The following is a 17,267-nucleotide window of genomic DNA, read 5'->3' as shown; positions in this document are numbered from 1 at the left end:
ACCCGCCGCAACCGCATGGAAAGCCTTATGCCACGCTGCTTCTGGTGCAACGAAGACCCCCTCTACATCGCCTACCACGACCAGGAATGGGGCGTGCCCCAACGGGATGCCGGGGCGCTGTTCGAGATGCTCCTGCTGGAGGGTTTCCAGGCCGGCCTGTCGTGGATCACGGTGCTGAAGAAGCGTGCCCGCTACCGCGAGGTGCTGTTCGGTTTCGACCCACAGCGCCTGGCGCAGATGACCGACGAGGAAATCGAGGTGCGCATGCAGGACCCGGGCATCATCCGCAACCGCGCCAAGCTGCGCGCGGCCCGGCAGAACGCCCAGGCCTGGCTGCGCCTGGAGGACCCCTCCGCCCTGCTCTGGTCCTTCGTCGGCGGCGCACCACGGATCAACCGCTTCGCCGACCGCAGCGAGGTGCCGGCGGTGACGGCCGAGGCCGAGGCGATGAGCAAGGCGCTGCGCAAGCTGGGCTTCACCTTCGTCGGGCCGACCATCTGCTACGCCTTCATGCAGGCCACCGGCATGGTCATGGACCACACCCTCGACTGCGACCGGCATCCGCACCTGGCGGGCTGACGGTCCGTCCCGCACCTGAGCGCGCGTCACGGTAGAATGCGCGCTTTTCCTTGCCCTGGAGTTGCCTGTGGACAAGCTCAAAGGCGCCCTCGTGGTCGGCTTCCTGCGCCTCTTCGCCCTGCTGCCCTGGCGGGCCGTACAAGCCGTGGGCGCGGCAATCGGCTGGCTGATGTGGAAGCTGCCCAACCGCTCCCGCGAGGTCACGCGGATCAACCTCGCCAAGTGCTTTCCGGAACTGTCCCCGGCCGAGCTCGACCAGCGTGTCGGCCAGAGCCTGATGGACATCGGTCGCACCCTCACCGAAAGCGCCTGCGCCTGGATCTGGCCGGCGGAGAAGTCCATCGGCCTGGTGCGCGAAGTGGAAGGCCTGGAGGTGCTGCACGAGGCATTGGCCAGCGGCAAGGGCGTGGTGGGCATCACCAGTCACCTGGGCAACTGGGAGGTGCTGAACCACTTCTACTGTGCCCAGTGCAAACCGATCATCTTCTACCGCCCGCCGAAGCTGAAGGCCGTGGACGAATTGCTGCAGAAGCAGCGCGTGCAGCTCGGCAACCGCGTCGCGCCGTCTACCAAGGAAGGCATCCTCAGCGTCATCAAGGAAGTGCGCCGGGGCGGCGCGGTGGGCATTCCGGCCGACCCGGAGCCGAGCCTGTCCGCCGGCGTGTTCGTGCCCTTCCTCGGCACCCTGGCGCTGACCAGCAAGTTCGTCCCCGGCATGCTCGCCGGCGGCAAGGCGCGCGGGGTGTTCCTGCATGCGTTGCGCCTGGCGGATGGCTCCGGCTTCAAGGTCATCCTCGAGGCTGCGCCGGAGGGGATGTACAGCGACGACGTGGAAGAGGGCGTGGCGGCGATGAGCGCCGTGGTGGAGCGCTACGTGCGCACCTACCCGACCCAGTACATGTGGAGCATGAAGCGCTTCAAGAAGCGCCCTGAGGGCGAAGCCCGCTGGTATTGAGAAAAGGCGCTTCGGCGCCTTTTTTGCGCCTTCTGCTGGGCGAGTCGGTGGTTTTAGGCTAAAAAACCGCTCAGACCAATCCAAGGTGTGTCGCGATGTCCTCCAACCAGCGCCAGCATCCCCGTACGCCGATGAAGTGCCGGATCAAGATCAGTCACGAGAGCTTCGGGGATCTCTTCGCCCAGACCCGCGACCTGTCGGACGGCGGTGTGTACGTCCGCCACCCGGACCTGGTGGCCCTGCCGGTGGGCACCATCCTCACCGGCCAGGTGCAGGACCTGCCCTTCGAAGCGCCGATCCTGCAGATGGAGATCATGCGGGTGGACGCCGAGGGCGTCGGCCTGCGCTTCGTCGAGTCCTGATCCGCTACCAACCGCTCCCGGAAATCCCCCTAGCCTTCTTCGTCCGCCGTCAGCAGCACCAGTGGTTCGCACGCCTGGCGGCGGCAGCCCCAGCGATACTCCTCCCGGGTCGGCCCTTCACCGCGCCAGGTCGTTGCCGTGGCGCCGCCGTTGATGCGGAAGTTCCACACCTGGCCGCGGCCGTCATGCAGGCGCCCCTCGATGCTGCAGGGCACCCAGGAGAACGCATGGTGCAGCACCACGCCGTCCAGCAACTCGGCCAGGGTGAAGAATCGGCTGGCACCCCGCGCGTCCAGCTTCCAGGCGTGGCAGGCTTCGGTCAGGGCAGGTTCGGCCGAAGGCGGGGCTTCCAGTATCGGTGGCTTGATCGAGTCGACTTGGTAGGGCGGCACCGGTTGGGCAGCGACGCCATCCAAGGCGAACGCCGCAATCCCCAGGGCGAGTACGGTGCGCACCATGTCACTGCCCTCCCTGGCGGCGGGCGAGGCGCTTGAGGAACACCCCCATCTCCTTCTCCGCCTGCTTGTCGCCCTTGGCCTGCGCGGCGCTCAGGCCCTGCTCCCAGGCCTGGCGAGCCCCCTCACTGTCACCGGTGCTCTCCAGTGCCTTGCCCAGCAGCTTCCAGGCCGCCGAGTAGGCCGGGTCCTGCTCGACGCAGCGTTGCAGGTGCAGCGTTGCTGCCGTCGCATCACCCTGGTCGAGGTAGCCCTTGCCCAGGCCGAAGCGCAGCAGTGCGTTGTCCACGCCCTTGGCGAGCATCTTCTCCAGTGAATCGATCATGGTCCTGTCCCCGGGCTGTCGAGGCGCTCACCCTACCCTGATCGACGCGAGCGCCCAACCCCGAGGTTCAGAACCGCCAGAAGGCCGGGCTGAGCAGGATCAGCAGGGAGAACACCTCCAGCCGCCCCAGCACCATGGCCAGGCTCAGCACCAGCTTGGCGCCATCGGGCAGGTTGCCGTAGTGCGCCGCCGCTTCGCCCAGGGCCGGGCCCAGGTTGTTCATGCAGGACGCCAGGGTGGAGAAGGCGGTGAGCTGGTCCAGCCCCATGGCCATCAGCAGCAGGAGCAGCACCACGAAGGTCATCAGGTAGATGGAGCAGAAGGCCCAGACCGACTCCACCACCCGCTCGGGAATGTGACGGCGCCCCAGCTTGAGGGTGAACACCCCGTTGGGGTGCAGCAGCCGCTGGAACTCCCGCACCCCCTGGCGCAGCACCAGCAGGATGCGCATCACTTTCATGCCGCCGCCGGTGGAGCCGGCGCAGGCGCCGATGAAGGTGGTGTAGAGCAGCAGGTGCGGCAGCAGGGTCGGCCAGGTGCTGAAGTCGGCCAGGCCGAAGCCGGTGGTGGTGGCCACCGAGACCACCATGAACGCGGCATAGCGGATCGATTGCAGCGGCGCCTCGTAGTGCTGGTGGACGATGAGCGTGGTGGCGCAGATCACGAAGGTGCCCAGCAGCAGCAACAGGTACGTGCGGCATTCCGCGTCGCGCAGGTAGTGCCGCAGGCTGCGCTGTCGCCAGGCGAGGAAGTGCAGGCCGAAGTTCACCCCCGAGACCACCAGGAAGAACATGCACACGGCCTCCACCAGCGGGCTGTCGAAGTAGCCGATGCTGGCGTCGTGGGTGGAGAAGCCGCCGATGGCGATGGTGGAGAAGCTGTGGCAGATGGCGTCGAACAGGCTCATCCCGGCGGCCCAGTACGCCAGCGCACAGGCCAGGGTCAGACCGCAGTAGATCAGCCACAGGGTGCGCGCGGTTTCCGCGATGCGTGGCGAGAGCTTCTGCTCCTTCAGCGGGCCGGGCATCTCGGCGCGGTACAGCTGCATGCCGCCGATGCCGAGCATGGGCATGATCGCCACCGCGAGAACGATGATCCCCATCCCGCCGAACCACTGCAGCTGCTGGCGGTAGTAGAGGACCGCCTTGGGCAGCTGGTCGAGCCCGGTGAGTACGGTCGCCCCGGTGGTGCTGATGCCCGAGACGGACTCGAACAGCGCGTCCACCAGGCCCATGCGCGGCGTGTCGATGAGCAGGAAGGGTATGCAGCCGAAGGTGCCGAGCACGGTCCAGAACAGCGCGGTGATCAGGTAGCCGTCGCGGATCTTCAGGTCCCCGTTGGCACCGCGCACCGGTAGCCAGATGAGCAGGCCGATGCTCAGGGTGATCAGCAGCGCCATCAGAAAGCCCTGCCAGGCGCCTTCGCCGTAGTACAGGTCGATCAGCAGGGGCGGCAGTTGGGTGCTGCTGAACAGCATCAGCAGCACGCCGAGGATCCGGCGGATCACCGCATGGCGCTGGGCTCGCCCGGTCACGGCGTTAGGCAGGTAAGTGTTCTGGCGCAGCGGCAGGAGGGGTTCGAAGCGGGACATGGCGGGCCCTCGGAACGGGAGGGTCCGAACCCTACCGCCGGCTCGCAGGGAGGGGATGTAGGAAGTGGCTGAAAACCGGGCGGCCGGTATCTGGATACCGCGCTCGCCCGGTTGGCGGCGTCAGAAGAAGGTCAGGCCGACCTGGAACAGCCGCTCCACGTCGCGGATGTACTTCTTGTCCACGAGGAAGAGGATCACGTGGTCGCCGGACTCGATCACCGTGTCGTCGTGGGCGATCAGCACCTCGTCGTCACGGATCACCGCACCGATGGTGGTGCCCGGCGGCAGGGCGATGTCCTCGATCATCTTGCCCACCACCTTGCTCGACTTGGCGTCGCCGTGGGCGATGGCCTCGATGGCTTCGGCCGCGCCCCGGCGCAGGGAGTGCACGCTGACGATGTCACCCCGGCGCACGTGGGTGAGCAGGGTGCCGATGGTGGCGAGCTGGGGGCTGAGGGCGATGTCGATCTCGCCGCCCTGTACCAGGTCCACGTAGGCAGGGTTGTTGATGAGGGTCATCACCTTGCGCGCGCCGAGCCGCTTGGCCAGCAGCGAGGACATGATGTTGGCCTCGTCGTCGTTGGTCAGGGCCAGGAAGATGTCGGCGTCGTTGATGTTCTCTTCCACCAGCAGGTCGCGGTCCGAGGCGCTGCCCTGCAGCACCACCGTGCTGTCGAGGGTGTCCGACAGGTAGCGGCAGCGGGCCGGGTTCATCTCGATGATCTTCACCTGGTAACGGCTCTCGATGGCCTCGGCCAGGCGCTCGCCGATGTTGCCGCCGCCAGCGATGACCACGCGCTTGTAGCTGTCCTCCAGGCGACGCAGCTCACTCATCACCGCGCGGATGTGGGCCTTGGCGGCGATGAAGAACACCTCGTCGTCCGCCTCGATCACGGTGTCGCCCTTGGGGATGATCGGCCGGTTGCGGCGGAAGATGGCCGCCACGCGCGTGTCGACGCTGGGCATGTGCTCGCGGATCTGGCGCAGCTCCTGCCCCACCAGCGGGCCACCGTAGTAGGCGCGGACGCCTACCAGCTGGGCCTTGCCCTCGGCGAAGTCGATCACCTGCAGGGCGCCGGGGTACTCGATCAGGCGCTTGATGTAGTTGGTGACCACCTGCTCGGGGCTGATCAGCACGTCGACCGGGATGGCCTCGTTGTCGAACAGCGCCTCGCGGGTCAGGTAGGCCGACTCGCGCACGCGGGCGATCTTGGTGGGGGTGTGGAACAGGGTGTAGGCCACCTGGCAGGCGACCATGTTCACCTCGTCGCTGTTGGTCACGGCCACCAGCATGTCGGCGTCGTCTGCACCGGCCTGGCGCAGCACGGTGGGGAACGAGCCCTTGCCCTGCACGGTGCGGATGTCCAGGCGATCGCCGAGGTCGCGCAGGCGATCACCGTCGGTGTCGACCACGGTGATGTCGTTGGCTTCGCCGGACAGGTGTTCCGCGAGGGTGCCGCCGACCTGGCCGGCCCCGAGAATGATGATCTTCACTGATTGCTCCGTTAGCCGCGGGGAGACGCGGCGATCTTCATCAGCTTGGCATAGTAGAAGCCGTCATGGCCGTCTTCCCGGGCCAGCAGCTGGCGGCCATGGGGTTGCTTGAGGCCGAACCCGCCGGCGATATCCAGCTCCCGCGCGCCGGGGGTGCGGGCGAGGAAGGCGGCGATGTTCTCGCTGTTTTCCGCCGGCAGCGCCGAGCAGGTGGCGTAGAGCAGGATGCCGCCCACCTCGAGGGTGGGCCAGAGGGCGTCCAGCAGCTCGCCTTGCAGGGTGGCCAGGGGCGCGATGTCCTCGGCCTTGCGGGTCAGCTTGATGTCGGGGTGGCGACGGATCACGCCGGTGGCCGAGCACGGGGCATCGAGCAGGATGCGCTGGAAGGGTTTGCCGTCCCACCAGCTCGCGGTATCGCGGCCGTCGGCGGCGATCAACTGGGCATCCAGGCCCAGGCGCGCCAGGTTTTCGCGCACGCGCACCAGGCGGCTTTCTTCCAGGTCCACGCCGACCACCTGGGCCAGGCTAGGTTCGGCTTCCATCAAATGGCAGGTCTTGCCACCGGGGGCGCAGCAGGCATCCAGCACCCGCTGGCCGGGGGCCAGTTCCAGCAGGTCGGCGGCCAGTTGCGCGGCTTCGTCCTGGACGCTGACACGCCCTTCGGAAAAGCCCGGCAGGCCGGTGACGTCGCAGGCTTCGGCCAGGCGGATGCCATCGCGGCTGAAGGGGCAGGGCTCGGCTTCGATCCCTGCCTGGCGCAGTTCGGCGAGGTAGGCATCGCGGTCGCCGTGACGGCGGTTGACCCGCAGGATCAGCGGCGGGTGGGCATTGTTGGCCGCGCAGACGGCTTCCCACTGTTCCGGCCAGGCGGCCTTCAGGGCCTTCTGCAGCCAGCGCGGGTGGGCGTTACGTACGGCCGGGTCGCGCTCGAACTCGGCGAAGATCGCCTCGCCCTGGCGCTGGGCATTGCGCAGCACGGCGTTGAGCAGGCCCTTGGCCCAGGGCTTCTTCAGCTTGTCGGCACAGCCGACGGTTTCGCCGATGGCCGCGTGGGGCGGGATGCGGGTGTGGAACAGCTGGTAGAGGCCCACCAGCAGCAGGGCCTCGACGTCACGGTCGGCCGCCTTGAAGGGCTTCTGCAGCAGGCGCTCGGCCAGGGCCGACAGGCGGGGTTGCCAGCGGGCGGCGCCGAAGGCGAGGTCCTGGGCGAGGCCGCGATCGCGCGGGTCCACCTTGTCCAGCTGGGCAGGCAGGCTGCCGCCGAGGGAGGCCTTGCCGTTGAGCACGGCCGCCAGGGCACGGGCGGCGGCGAGGCGCGGGCTCATGCGCCGAGCACCTGGCCGGGGGCGAACTGCTCGCGGCGGCTGTTGTAGAGGTCGGCGAAGGCCAGGGGCTTGCCGCCGGGCAGTTGCAGGCGGGTCAGGCGCAGGGCGCCTGCGCCACAGGCCACGGTGAGGCCGTCCTTGCTGGCATCGAGAATCTGGCCGGGTTGGCCGCGGCCTTCGGCGGGCTCGGCAGCGAGCACCTTCAGCGGCTGGCCGTCGAGGGTGCTGTGGCAGATGGGCCAGGGGTTGAAGGCACGCACCAGGCGCTCCAGTTCGTCGGCCGGGCGGCTCCAGTCGATCCGCGCCTCGTCCTTGTTGAGCTTGTGGGCGTAGGTGGCCAGGGCGTCGTCCTGCACCTCGCCCTGCAGCGTTCCGGCGGCAAGACCGGCGATGGCCTGGACGACGGCCTGGGGGCCGAGCTGGGCGAGGCGGTCATGCAGGCTGCCGCCGGTGTCGCCGGCGGTGATCGGGGTGGTGGCCTTGAGCAGCATGGGGCCGGTGTCGAGACCCGCCTCCATCTGCATCACGGTGACGCCGCTCTCGGCGTCGCCCGCCTGCACCGCCCGCTGGATCGGTGCGGCGCCGCGCCAGCGCGGCAGCAGCGAGGCATGGCTGTTGATGCAGCCGAGGCGCGGGATGTCCAGCACCACCTGCGGCAGGATCAGGCCGTAGGCGACCACCACCATCAGGTCCGGGGCCAGGGCGCGCAGTTCTTCCTGGGCGGCAGGGTCGCGCAGGGTCGGCGGTTGCAGGACCGGGAGGCCGTGCTGCAGGGCAAGCTGCTTGACCGGGCTGGGCATGAGCTTCTGGCCGCGGCCGGCGGGGCGGTCGGGCTGGGTGTACACGGCAACGATCTGGTGAGGGGTGTCGAGCAGGGCCTTGAGGTGTTCGGCGGCGAACTCCGGGGTGCCGGCGAAGACGAGGCGCAGGGCTTGGGTCATGCGGGGCTCACTCTCTAAAAAGAAAAAGGCTTGCCGGAGCAAGCCTTTGGGGTTCGGGGATCAAGCCTGCTGGCGGTGCTGCTTTTCCAGTTTCTTCTTGATCCGGTCGCGCTTGAGGCTGGAGAGGTAGTCGACGAAGAGCTTGCCGTTGAGGTGGTCGCATTCGTGCTGGATGCACACCGCCAGCAGGCCTTCGGCAATCATCTCGAACGGCTGGCCATCGCGGTCCAGGGCCTTGATCTTGACCTTCTGCGGGCGGTCGACGTTCTCGTAGAAGCCGGGCACCGAGAGGCAGCCTTCCTGGTACTGGTCCATCTGGTCGGTCAGGGACTCGAACTCGGGATTGATGAAGACCATCGGCTCGGACTTGTCCTCCGACAGGTCCATCACCACCACGCGCTTGTGCACATTCACCTGGGTCGCCGCCAGGCCTATGCCGGGGGCTTCGTACATGGTCTCGAACATGTCGTCGATCAACTGGCGCAGCGCGTCGTCCACCACCTCCACCGGTTTGGCGATGGTACGCAGGCGCGGATCAGGGAATTCGAGGATGTTCAGGATCGCCATATGGGTTTGTGATGCACTTGTGGAATAAAGTCAAAATCCGCTGCTAAGATGATGAGCAGCATTGAAAAACGCCTGAAAAGCCCGGTTGGGGCGGCTTTCAGGCCGTTTCGCGTGAACGCACATAATAAAGGGATTCACCGCATGAGGAAATCACTACTCGCCCTGCTGCTCCTGGCTGCCAACGGGCTGGCACAGGCTGCGGTGGAGCTCAAGGACGGCCATCCGGAACGCTATACGGTGGTCCGTGGCGACACACTCTGGGACATCTCCGGCAAGTTCCTCAGCGAACCCTGGAAATGGCCGGAAATCTGGCACGCCAACCCGCAGATCCAGAACCCGCACCTCATCTACCCCGGCGACACCCTGAGCCTGGTGTATGTCGATGGCCAGCCGCGTCTGGTGCTGGATCGTGGCGCGTCCCGCGGCACCATCAAGCTGTCGCCGCAGGTGCGCAGCACACCGATGGCCGAGGCCATTCCGACCATTCCGCTGGGGGCCATCAACAGCTTCCTGCTGTCCAACCGCATCGTCGACACCCCCGAGCAGTTCCAGGGCGCGCCCTACATCGTCGCCGGCAATGCCGAGCGCGTGGTGAGCGGTGCGGGTGATCGCGTCTATGCCCGTGGCAAGTTCGATGCGGCCAACCCCACCTACGGCATCTTCCGTCAGGGCAAGACCTACCTGGATCCGAAGACCCAGGAATTCCTCGGCATCAACGCCGATGACATCGGCGGCGGTGACGTGGTGGCCGAGGAAGGCGATGTCGCCACCCTCAACCTGACCCGCTCCACCCAGGAAGTCCGCCTGGGCGATCGCCTGTTCCCCACCGAGGAACGTGCCGTCACCTCCACCTTCATGCCTAGTGCACCGGCCGGTGACATCAAGGGTGTGATCCTTGATGTGCCGCGTGGCGTGAACCAGATCGGCCAGTTCGATGTGGTCACCCTGAACAAGGGCAAGCGCGATGGCCTGGTCGAGGGCAACGTACTGGCGGTCTACAAGACCGGCGAAACCGTCCGTGACCGGGTCACCGGCGAGATGGTGAAGATCCCCGACGAGCGTGCCGGCCTGCTGATGGTGTTCCGCACCTACGACAAGCTCAGCTACGGGCTGGTCCTGGCCGCGAGCCGCCAACTGGCGGTGATGGACAAGGTACAAAATCCGTAGTGCCAATCAGCCCCCGCCTAGCGGGGGCTTGTTGTATACAGGGCGGCCAGCCGCGCGATGCGGCACCGGTCAAGGACGAACCCCATGCCGCCCGCCCTCTCCCCCGCCGAGCTGGAAGCCCGGCTCCGTCTGCACAGCCTCCCCGAAGTCGGCCCCCGCCGTTTCCACACCCTGATCGAAGCCTTCGCCAGCGCCTCTGCCGCGCTCAGCGCCCCGGCTGCCGCCTGGCGTTCCCTCGGCCTGCCGGAAGCCTGTGCCGGCCCGCGCCGGGATGCCGCCATCCGCGAGCGGGCCGCCCATGCGCTGGCCTGGCTGGAGGGGCCGGACTGCCACCTGATCACCTGGGATGATCCGCGCTACCCCGCCCTGCTCGCCGAACTCCCGGACGCCCCGCCCCTGCTCTTCCTCCAGGGCGACCCCGGCCTGCTGGAGACCCCGCAACTGGCCATCGTCGGCAGCCGTCGCGCCTCCGCCGCCGGGCTCGACAACGCCCACGCCTTCGCCCGCGCCCTGGCTGGCGGAGGGTTCACCATCACCAGCGGCCTTGCCCTGGGCATCGACGGTGCCGCCCATCAGGGCGCACTGGATGCCGGCGGCAAGACCATCGCCGTGCTCGGCACCGGCCTGCAGCGGCTCTACCCCCGGCGCCATGCCGGGCTGGCCCGGGACCTGCTGGCCGGGGGCGGTGCCCTGGTGTCCGAACTGCCTCTGGACTGCCCGCCCCAGGCCGCCAACTTCCCCCGCCGCAACCGCATCATCAGCGGGCTGTCCCTGGGCGTGCTGGTGGTGGAAGCCAGCCCCTCCAGCGGCTCGCTGATCACCGCCCGGTTGGCCGCCGACCAGGGCCGCGAGGTCTACGCCCTGCCCGGTTCCATCCACCACCCGGGCGCGCGGGGTTGCCACCAACTGATCCGCGAAGGCGCCGTGCTGGTGGAGACCACCGAGCACATCCTCGAAGCCCTGCGGGGCTGGCAGCAGGTGGCACCGCTCCCAGCTGCCAAGCCGATCGAAGCCCCCCGCCAGCACCCGCTGCTGGACCTGCTGCGGGCCGCCCCCTACAGCAGCGAGGCCCTGGCCCACGCCAGCGGCTGGGACCTGCCCCGCGTACTGGCCAGCCTCACCGAACTGGAGCTCGACGGCTGTGTCGCCTGCGAGGCGGGGCGCTGGGTTCATCGCCGCGGGTGAGCCCTGTACACTCGCGCCATCGTTTTTCCGGGAGCAGGCGATGGTCAACAAATGGCAGGTTCAACGCGTGGCGCGGATCGTTCGAGAAGGCGGCGTGATCGCCTACCCCACCGAAGCGGTGTGGGGCCTTGGCTGTGATCCGTGGAATGCGGACGCGGTCTACCGCTTGCTGGCGCTCAAGGACCGGCCGGTGGAAAAGGGCCTGATCCTGGTGGCCGACGACATCCAGCAGTTCGACTTCCTCCTCGACGGCCTGCCCGACGCCTGGATCGACCAGCTCACCGCCAGCTGGCCGGGCCCCAACACCTGGCTGGTGCCCCACCAGGGCCTGCTGCCCGAATGGATCACCGGCCAGCACGACAGCGTCGCCCTGCGCGTCACCGACCACCCCCTGGTGCGCGCCCTGTGCGCTGAAGTCGGGCCGCTGGTCTCCACCTCTGCCAACCCCGGCGGGCGGCCCGCCGCCATGTCGCGCCTGCGGGTCCAGCAGTACTTCCCCGGCCAACTGGACGCTGTGCTCGGCGGCGCCCTGGGGGGCCGCCGCAAGCCCAGCACCATCCGTGACCTGGCCACAGGACGGGTGATCCGCCCCTCCTGAAGACCGCCTCCGGCCTCCAGGCCAGAACAGCCCCGGCACTGTCCGGGGCTGATGCGTTCAGGGCAGCAGCACACTGGAGCCCTGGGTGCGTCGCCCCGCCAGGTCGGCGTGGGCCTGCGCCACCTCTGCCAGGGCGTAGCGCTGGCCGATCTCCACCCGGATCGCCCCGCTGGCGATCATCCCGAACAGCTCGTCCGCCATCGCCTGCAGGCGTACCGGCGTGTCCGCGTAGCCGCCCAGGGTCGGACGGGTGACGAACAGCGAGCCCTTCTGGGCCAGCACCCCCAGGTTGACCCCGGTGACCGGCCCCGACGCATTGCCGAAGCTCACCAGCAGCCCGCGCGGCGCCACGCACTCCAGCGAGGTCGCCCAGGTGTCCTTGCCCACCGAGTCGTACACCACCCGGCACTTCTGCCCATCGGTCAGCTCCAGCACCCGCTGCACCACGTCCTCGCGGCTGCTGTCGATGCACGCCCAGGCGCCCAGCGCCTTGGCCCGCGCGGCCTTTTCCGCCGAGCCGGCGACGCCGATCAGCTTCGCCCCCGCGGCCTTCGCCCACTGACAGGCGATGGAGCCGACCCCGCCGGCTGCCGCGTGGAACAGCACCGTCTCGCCGGCCTCCAGCGCATGGGTCTGGCGCAGCAGGTACTGCACCGTCAGCCCCTTCAGCAGCACCGCCGCCGCCTGTTCGAAGCCGATGGCATCCGGCAGCGTCACCAGGTGCCCCTCGGGCAGCACGTGGAACTCCCCGTAGGCGCCCAGCGGGCCCGTTGCGTAGCCCACCCGGTCGCCCACCTTCACCCGTGACACGCCCTCGCCCACCGCATCGACCACCCCCGCGCCCTCGCTGCCCAGCCCGGACGGAAAGCCCGGTGCCGGGTACAGGCCGCTGCGGTAGTAGGTCTCGATGAAGTTCAGGCCGATGGCATGGTTGCGTACCCGCACCTCGCCCGGCCCGGGCTGTGGCAGCGCCACCTCCGCCAGTTCCAGCACCTCGGGACCGCCGTATCGGGAAAACTGGATGCGTCTGGGCATGGTTCAGGCTCCTGCATGGGAAAGGCCCTCATCCAAGCCTTCCGCTTGATCGCCGTCAAGCCACCGCCAGCCCCCGGCGGTGGTATGCTTGCGCCCTCTTTTTTCCCCGCAAGCCCCGTCCGGCGGCGCTCGCAAGCCGACTCAAGGTGTATCCGACGTGAGTGAACACATTGCGGCCGTGAAGGCCTACCTGCTCGATCTGCAAGACCGCATCTGCACTGCCCTCGCCGCCGAGGATGGCCAGGCCAGCTTCTTCGAGGACGCCTGGGACCGCCCCGCCGGCGGCGGTGGTCGCACCCGCGTGATCGAGAACGGCGCGCTGATCGAAAAGGGCGGGGTCAACTTCTCCCACGTGTTCGGCACCAGCCTGCCGCCCTCGGCCAGCGCCCATCGTCCGGAGCTTGCCGGACGTAGCTTCCAGGCCATGGGCGTGTCCCTGGTGATCCACCCGGCAAACCCCCACGTCCCCACCTCCCACGCCAACGTGCGCTTCTTCATCGCCGAGAAGGAAGGCGAGGCCCCCGTGTGGTGGTTCGGCGGCGGCTTCGACCTCACCCCCTACTACGGCCATGAGGAAGACTGCGTGCACTGGCACCAGGTGGCCCGCGACGCCTGCGCGCCCTTCGGCGAGGACGTCTACCCGCGCTACAAGGCCTGGTGCGACCGCTACTTCCACCTCAAGCACCGTAACGAGCCGCGCGGCATCGGCGGCCTGTTCTTCGACGACCTCAACGAGTGGGACTTCGACACCAGCTTCGCCTTCATGCGCGCCATCGGCGACGCCTACCTGGAAGCCTACCTGCCGATCATCCGCCGTCGCCGCCACACCCCCTTCACCGAACAGCAGCGTGAATTCCAGGCCTACCGCCGCGGCCGCTACGTCGAATTCAACCTGGTGTTCGACCGCGGCACCCTGTTCGGCCTGCAATCCGGCGGGCGTACCGAATCCATCCTCATGTCCCTGCCGCCCCACGTGCGCTGGGGCTACGACTGGAAGCCCGAGCCGGGCAGCGAAGAAGCACGCCTCACCGAGTACTTCCTCCAGGACCGCGACTGGCTGGCCACCCAGCCCTGACGCTCCGCGCCCGGCCAGGTGCGCCGGCCCGGCCCCGGCAAGCGCATCCACCGATGTAGACTCCGCCGCTGATCCGGGCCCGCCCTGGCGGCCCTTCCCACGTGACGCGCCGAAGCGGGTTCCCGAACCGCCCCGGCCCTGCCCCAAGGACTTCCCCATGGACCGCTACTGCGTCTTCGGCAACCCCATCGGCCACAGCAAGTCGCCGCTCATCCACCGCCTCTACGCCGAGCAGACCGGCCAGGTGCTGAGCTACGAAGCGGTCCTCGCCCCGCTGGACGACTTCACCGGCTGCGCCCGCGCCTTCTTCGCCACCGGCCTGGGCGGCAACGTCACCGTGCCCTTCAAGGAGCAGGCCTTCGAACTGGCCGACCAGCTCAGCGCCCGCGCCCAGCGCGCCGGTGCGGTGAACACCCTGAAGAAGCTCGACGACGGCCGCCTGCTCGGGGACAACACCGACGGCGCCGGGCTGGTCCGCGACCTCACCCGCAATGCCGGGCTGTCCCTGGCCGGCAAGCGCATCCTCCTGTTGGGCGCCGGAGGGGCCGCGCGCGGGGTGATCGAACCGCTGCTGGCGGAAAAACCGGCGTCCCTGGTGATCGCCAACCGCACCGTGGAAAAGGCCGAAGCCCTCGCCCGCCTGTTCGCCGACCTCGGCCCGGTGTCCGCCAGCGGCTTCGACTGGCTGGAAGAACCGGTGGACCTGATCATCAACGGCACCTCCGCCAGCCTGGCCGGCGACCTGCCCCCCATCGCCCCCAGCCTCATCCAGCCGCGCCACACCGCCTGCTACGACATGATGTATGGCAAGGAACCGACCGCCTTCAACCGCTGGGCCGCCAGCCACGGTGCCGCGCGCACCCTCGACGGCCTCGGCATGCTGGTGGAGCAGGCCGCCGAAGCCTTCCTGCTGTGGCGTGGCGTGCTGCCCGACAGCGCCCCGGTACTGGCCGAACTGCGTCGCCAGCTCGCCGAGGGCTGAGCGACCCCCGGCCTGACGCCGGGCTACGGCTCGATCAGCAGGCCGCTGCCCTCGCCCTCCAGCTTGCGCAGCTCCCGCTCCACCTGCGGGCGGGCCCGGCGCAGCACCAGGCAGCGGCCCTCCCCGCCCAGGCGACGGGCCTCGTCGTGGAGCAGGCTGACCCCCGCGTAGTCGATGAAATTGACGTAGTGGGCATCCAGCACCAGGCGCCCGGCCTGGCTCTTCTGGATCAGCCGCTGCAGGTACGGGCAGGCCCCGAAGAAGATCGACCCCTCGATGCGCAGCACCTCCTCGTCACCCTGCCGGGCCTGCAGCACCCGTGGCTGCGAGGTGCGCTTGAGGTAGAAGAACAGCGACGCCAGCACCCCGGCATAGATTGCCGTCTGCAACTCCAGCAGCAGGGTCGCCGCCAGGGTCAGGGCCATCACCGCGAACTCCGCCCGGCTCACCCGCCACAGCTGGCGCACCCCGCGCCCGTCCAGCAGGCCCCAGCAGATCATCAGGATGCCGGCGGCCATCGCCGGCAGCGGGATGTGGCCGATCAGGTCCGCGCCGCCCCACGCGAACAGCGCCACCCACAGCGCCGAGAACACCCCCGCCAGGGGCGAGCCGGCGCCCGCCTGCAGGTTGAGCCCCGACCGGGTGAAGGAGCCCGCCGACAGGTAGCCGGAAAACCAGGCGCCGACCAGGTTGGACAGCCCCTGGCCACGGGTTTCCTGGTTCATGTCCAGCACCTGCCCCGAGCGGCTGGCCAGGGCGCGGGCGATGGACAGGCTGGTGACCAGGCCCAGCAGCCCGCACGCCACCGCCGACGGCAGCAGGCGCAGCATGTCCTCGGCATCGAAGCGCAGCGTCGCCAGTGGCGGCAGGCTGCCCTGGAAGGCCGCCACCCGTGCCACCGCGCCGAACGGGCCGGGCAGCGCCATCACCAGCAGGCTGCCCGCGAGCAGGCCCAGCAGCAGGGCCGGCAGGCGCGGCGCCAGCACCCTTGTCAGAATCGACACGCCGAGGCTCACCCCGGCCACGGTGAGCGACGGCCCGTGTGCCTCGCCCAGGTGGGCGGCCAGCGCCAGCGCGCTCTGCCAGGCTGTGGCGCGACCCTCCGGCGGCACCAGGCCGAGCAGGTTGGGCACCTGCCCCAGGGCGATCACCAACGCCGCACCCAGGGTGAAACCGAGCACCACCGACTGCGAGACGAAGTTCGCCAGGGCGCCGAAGCGCAACAGCCCCATGAGGAACTGGAAGGCCCCCGCGAGGAAGGTCAGCAGCAGCACCAGGCCGATGTAGTCCTGGCTGCCCGGCAAGGCCAGGGGGCTGACGCTGGCCATCAGCACCACCGAGATGGCCGCCGTGGGCCCGCCGATCAGGTGCCGCGACGAGCCCCACAGGCAGGCGACGATCACCGGCACCACGGCGGCATACAGCCCATAGGCCGCCGGCAGCCCGGCGATCAGCGCATAGGCGATGGACTGGGGCAGCGCCAGCACCGCCCCGGTCAGCCCCACCAGGGCGTCACGGCCGACGGCCCGGGGGCGCAGGCCGGGTAGCCAGTGGAGGAAGGGGAAGAGACGGGGTGGGCGCATGGCGGCGTCGCTGTGGCTCGGTTACGGGAGCGCGGTCATTCGGAAGGGCAACGCTGCCAGCCCGCCCGGTGGGCGCGGTTTCGACCGTGAAAGCGCCCCCGGGCCTGTGAGCGGTCGGGCTCAGAGCTTCGCCTTCACCGCTGCCAACCCATCGCCGCCCTCGCGGGTGGTCACGCCGTTCAACCAGGCCTCCATGGCTGCCGGGTTGGCCTTGATCCAGGCCTTCACCGCCGCCTCGTTGCTGGCCTTGCCGCTCAGCACCTGGTCCATCACGCTGTTTTCCATCACCTGGGTGAACTGCAGGTTGGCCAGCAGCCGGCCCACGTTCGGGCACTGCTGGGCGTAGCCCTTGCGGGCCAGGGTGTTCACGCTGCCGCTCTCGCCGAAGTAGCGCTCGCCACCCTTCAGGTAGACCAGGTCGTACTGCACGTTCATCGGGTGCGGCGTCCAGCCGAGGAACACCACGAAGTCCTTGCGCTTCACCGCCCGGCCCACCTGCACCAGCATCGCCTGCTCGCTGGACTCCACCAGCTTCCAGTCGCCGAGGCCGAACTCGTTCGACCGGATCATCTCCTGGATGGAAACGTTGGCCGGCGAGCCGGCGGCGATGCCGTACAGGGTGTGCTTGAACCGCTCGGCATGGCTGTCCAGGTCGGCGAAGGTCTTCACCCCGGCCTCGTAGGCGTAGCGCGGCACCGCCAGGGTGTACTCGGTGCCCGTGAGGTTCTCGGCCAGCCGCTCCACCTCGCCGCTGGCGACGAACCGGTCGTAGTTGCTCTGCTGGGCCGGCATCCAGTTGCCGAGGAAGGCGTCCACCTGGCCCTTCTGCAACCCGGCGAAGATGATCGGCACCGCCAGGGTCTGGGTCTCGGTGCGGTAGCCCAGCCCGTCCAGCAGCAGGCGTGCCACGCCGTTGGTCACGGCAATGTCGCTCCAGCCCGGGTCGCCCAGTTTCACCGTGGCGCAGCGGGCGTCCTCGGCCTGCGCCGCCAGGGCCAGGATGGTGCTCAGCAGGCCGGCGGCCACGGCAGGGATCAGCGTCTTCATG

The 17,267-nt window shown here is 69.0% G+C and carries 18 protein-coding genes; 8 read left to right on the top strand and 10 right to left on the bottom strand.

The annotated features are described in order from the left end of the window. The first annotated feature begins 27 nt into the window (after window positions 1-27). The 3 genes from FBY21_RS20345 to FBY21_RS20335 all read left to right on the top strand — a co-directional run bounded on the left by FBY21_RS20345 (window position 28) and on the right by FBY21_RS20335 (window position 1,896). The gene (locus tag FBY21_RS20345; protein ID WP_142013267.1) at window positions 28-579 is read left to right on the top strand and encodes a DNA-3-methyladenine glycosylase I; all 552 of its coding nucleotides are present in this window, start codon (window positions 28-30) and stop codon (window positions 577-579) included. A gap of 67 nt (window positions 580-646) precedes the next feature. Next, a complete protein-coding gene (locus tag FBY21_RS20340; protein ID WP_142013265.1) occupies window positions 647-1,534 on the top strand; it encodes a lysophospholipid acyltransferase in 888 nt (295 codons plus the stop codon). A 95-nt stretch (window positions 1,535-1,629) separates the two neighbouring features. Beyond that, window positions 1,630-1,896: a PilZ domain-containing protein gene (locus tag FBY21_RS20335; RefSeq protein ID WP_044410086.1), complete on the top strand. Its 267-nt coding sequence runs from the start codon at window positions 1,630-1,632 to the stop codon at window positions 1,894-1,896. Between the two features lie 29 nt (window positions 1,897-1,925). Here the strand turns inward: FBY21_RS20335 and FBY21_RS20330 are convergent, their stop codons facing one another. The 7 genes from FBY21_RS20330 to def form a co-directional block, all read right to left on the bottom strand. Continuing rightward, window positions 1,926-2,354: a hypothetical protein gene (locus FBY21_RS20330; RefSeq protein WP_142013263.1), complete on the bottom strand. Its 429-nt coding sequence runs from the start codon at window positions 2,352-2,354 to the stop codon at window positions 1,926-1,928. A 1-nt stretch (window position 2,355) separates the two neighbouring features. Beyond that, window positions 2,356-2,676 (bottom strand): tetratricopeptide repeat protein, encoded by a 321-nt coding sequence (locus FBY21_RS20325; RefSeq protein ID WP_044410092.1) that lies wholly within the window; start codon window positions 2,674-2,676, stop codon window positions 2,356-2,358. Window positions 2,677-2,743: 67 nt separating this feature from the next. Further along, window positions 2,744-4,267, bottom strand: a complete 1,524-nt coding sequence (locus FBY21_RS20320; RefSeq protein WP_142013261.1) for a TrkH family potassium uptake protein — start codon at window positions 4,265-4,267, stop codon at window positions 2,744-2,746. Between the two features lie 120 nt (window positions 4,268-4,387). Then, the gene (gene trkA / locus FBY21_RS20315; RefSeq protein ID WP_044410095.1) at window positions 4,388-5,761 is read right to left on the bottom strand and encodes a Trk system potassium transporter TrkA; all 1,374 of its coding nucleotides are present in this window, start codon (window positions 5,759-5,761) and stop codon (window positions 4,388-4,390) included. A gap of 11 nt (window positions 5,762-5,772) precedes the next feature. Then, window positions 5,773-7,086, bottom strand: a complete 1,314-nt coding sequence (gene rsmB, locus FBY21_RS20310) for a 16S rRNA (cytosine(967)-C(5))-methyltransferase RsmB (RefSeq protein WP_142013259.1) — start codon at window positions 7,084-7,086, stop codon at window positions 5,773-5,775. Next, entirely contained in the window at window positions 7,083-8,027 is a 945-nt protein-coding gene (gene fmt, locus FBY21_RS20305) for a methionyl-tRNA formyltransferase (protein ID WP_142013257.1), read from the bottom strand. The genes rsmB and fmt overlap by 4 nt, the downstream gene beginning before the upstream one ends. Window positions 8,028-8,087: 60 nt before the next feature. Then, complete coding sequence (gene def / locus FBY21_RS20300; protein ID WP_069561846.1) at window positions 8,088-8,594, bottom strand: peptide deformylase; 507 nt, start codon at window positions 8,592-8,594, stop codon at window positions 8,088-8,090. Between the two features lie 141 nt (window positions 8,595-8,735). Between def and FBY21_RS20295 the strand changes: the two genes are divergently transcribed. From FBY21_RS20295 to FBY21_RS20285, 3 genes are all read left to right on the top strand, one after another. After that, entirely contained in the window at window positions 8,736-9,761 is a 1,026-nt protein-coding gene (locus FBY21_RS20295; RefSeq protein ID WP_142013254.1) for a LysM peptidoglycan-binding domain-containing protein, read from the top strand. An 84-nt stretch (window positions 9,762-9,845) separates the two neighbouring features. Then, window positions 9,846-10,946 (top strand): DNA-processing protein DprA, encoded by a 1,101-nt coding sequence (dprA, locus tag FBY21_RS20290; RefSeq protein ID WP_142013252.1) that lies wholly within the window; start codon window positions 9,846-9,848, stop codon window positions 10,944-10,946. A gap of 40 nt (window positions 10,947-10,986) precedes the next feature. Then, on the top strand, window positions 10,987-11,544 hold the full coding sequence (locus FBY21_RS20285) for an L-threonylcarbamoyladenylate synthase (protein WP_044410112.1): 558 nt from the start codon (window positions 10,987-10,989) through the stop codon (window positions 11,542-11,544). Between the two features lie 57 nt (window positions 11,545-11,601). On the opposite strand, the gene FBY21_RS20280 is transcribed toward FBY21_RS20285, so the two are convergent. Then, complete coding sequence (locus FBY21_RS20280) at window positions 11,602-12,579, bottom strand: NADPH:quinone reductase (RefSeq protein ID WP_142013250.1); 978 nt, start codon at window positions 12,577-12,579, stop codon at window positions 11,602-11,604. A 157-nt stretch (window positions 12,580-12,736) separates the two neighbouring features. Between FBY21_RS20280 and hemF the strand changes: the two genes are divergently transcribed. After that, entirely contained in the window at window positions 12,737-13,654 is a 918-nt protein-coding gene (gene hemF / locus FBY21_RS20275) for an oxygen-dependent coproporphyrinogen oxidase (protein WP_142013248.1), read from the top strand. Between the two features lie 157 nt (window positions 13,655-13,811). After that, a complete protein-coding gene (aroE, locus tag FBY21_RS20270) occupies window positions 13,812-14,636 on the top strand; it encodes a shikimate dehydrogenase (protein ID WP_107331492.1) in 825 nt (274 codons plus the stop codon). A gap of 23 nt (window positions 14,637-14,659) precedes the next feature. Here the strand turns inward: aroE and FBY21_RS20265 are convergent, their stop codons facing one another. Both FBY21_RS20265 and choX read right to left on the bottom strand, forming a co-directional pair. Next, window positions 14,660-16,219, bottom strand: coding sequence for a SulP family inorganic anion transporter (locus FBY21_RS20265; RefSeq protein WP_142013246.1), 1,560 nt, complete (start codon window positions 16,217-16,219; stop codon window positions 14,660-14,662). Window positions 16,220-16,339: 120 nt separating this feature from the next. After that, entirely contained in the window at window positions 16,340-17,266 is a 927-nt protein-coding gene (choX, locus tag FBY21_RS20260; protein ID WP_142013244.1) for a choline ABC transporter substrate-binding protein, read from the bottom strand. Window position 17,267: the final 1 nt, after the last annotated feature.

Origin of the sequence: Pseudomonas sp. SLBN-26 (assembly GCF_006715895.1) — a bacterium.
Lineage (GTDB): Bacteria > Pseudomonadota > Gammaproteobacteria > Pseudomonadales > Pseudomonadaceae > Metapseudomonas > Metapseudomonas otitidis.
The sequence above is the reverse complement of the archived record's forward strand: the minus strand, read 5'-3'. Positions and strand labels throughout refer to the sequence as shown.

Coding starts and splice junctions, on each gene's coding strand:
- FBY21_RS20330 (WP_142013263.1), bottom strand. CDS start 2,354: ATGGTGCGCACCGTACTCGCCCTGGGGATTGCGGCGTTCGCCTTGGAT.
- FBY21_RS20295 (WP_142013254.1), top strand. CDS start 8,736: ATGAGGAAATCACTACTCGCCCTGCTGCTCCTGGCTGCCAACGGGCTG.
- FBY21_RS20345 (WP_142013267.1), top strand. CDS start 28: ATGCCACGCTGCTTCTGGTGCAACGAAGACCCCCTCTACATCGCCTAC.
- FBY21_RS20320 (WP_142013261.1), bottom strand. CDS start 4,267: ATGTCCCGCTTCGAACCCCTCCTGCCGCTGCGCCAGAACACTTACCTG.
- def (WP_069561846.1), bottom strand. CDS start 8,594: ATGGCGATCCTGAACATCCTCGAATTCCCTGATCCGCGCCTGCGTACC.
- FBY21_RS20265 (WP_142013246.1), bottom strand. CDS start 16,219: ATGCGCCCACCCCGTCTCTTCCCCTTCCTCCACTGGCTACCCGGCCTG.
- FBY21_RS20285 (WP_044410112.1), top strand. CDS start 10,987: ATGGTCAACAAATGGCAGGTTCAACGCGTGGCGCGGATCGTTCGAGAA.
- FBY21_RS20280 (WP_142013250.1), bottom strand. CDS start 12,579: ATGCCCAGACGCATCCAGTTTTCCCGATACGGCGGTCCCGAGGTGCTG.
- dprA (WP_142013252.1), top strand. CDS start 9,846: ATGCCGCCCGCCCTCTCCCCCGCCGAGCTGGAAGCCCGGCTCCGTCTG.
- FBY21_RS20335 (WP_044410086.1), top strand. CDS start 1,630: ATGTCCTCCAACCAGCGCCAGCATCCCCGTACGCCGATGAAGTGCCGG.
- aroE (WP_107331492.1), top strand. CDS start 13,812: ATGGACCGCTACTGCGTCTTCGGCAACCCCATCGGCCACAGCAAGTCG.
- FBY21_RS20325 (WP_044410092.1), bottom strand. CDS start 2,676: ATGATCGATTCACTGGAGAAGATGCTCGCCAAGGGCGTGGACAACGCA.
- choX (WP_142013244.1), bottom strand. CDS start 17,266: ATGAAGACGCTGATCCCTGCCGTGGCCGCCGGCCTGCTGAGCACCATC.
- fmt (WP_142013257.1), bottom strand. CDS start 8,027: ATGACCCAAGCCCTGCGCCTCGTCTTCGCCGGCACCCCGGAGTTCGCC.
- rsmB (WP_142013259.1), bottom strand. CDS start 7,086: ATGAGCCCGCGCCTCGCCGCCGCCCGTGCCCTGGCGGCCGTGCTCAAC.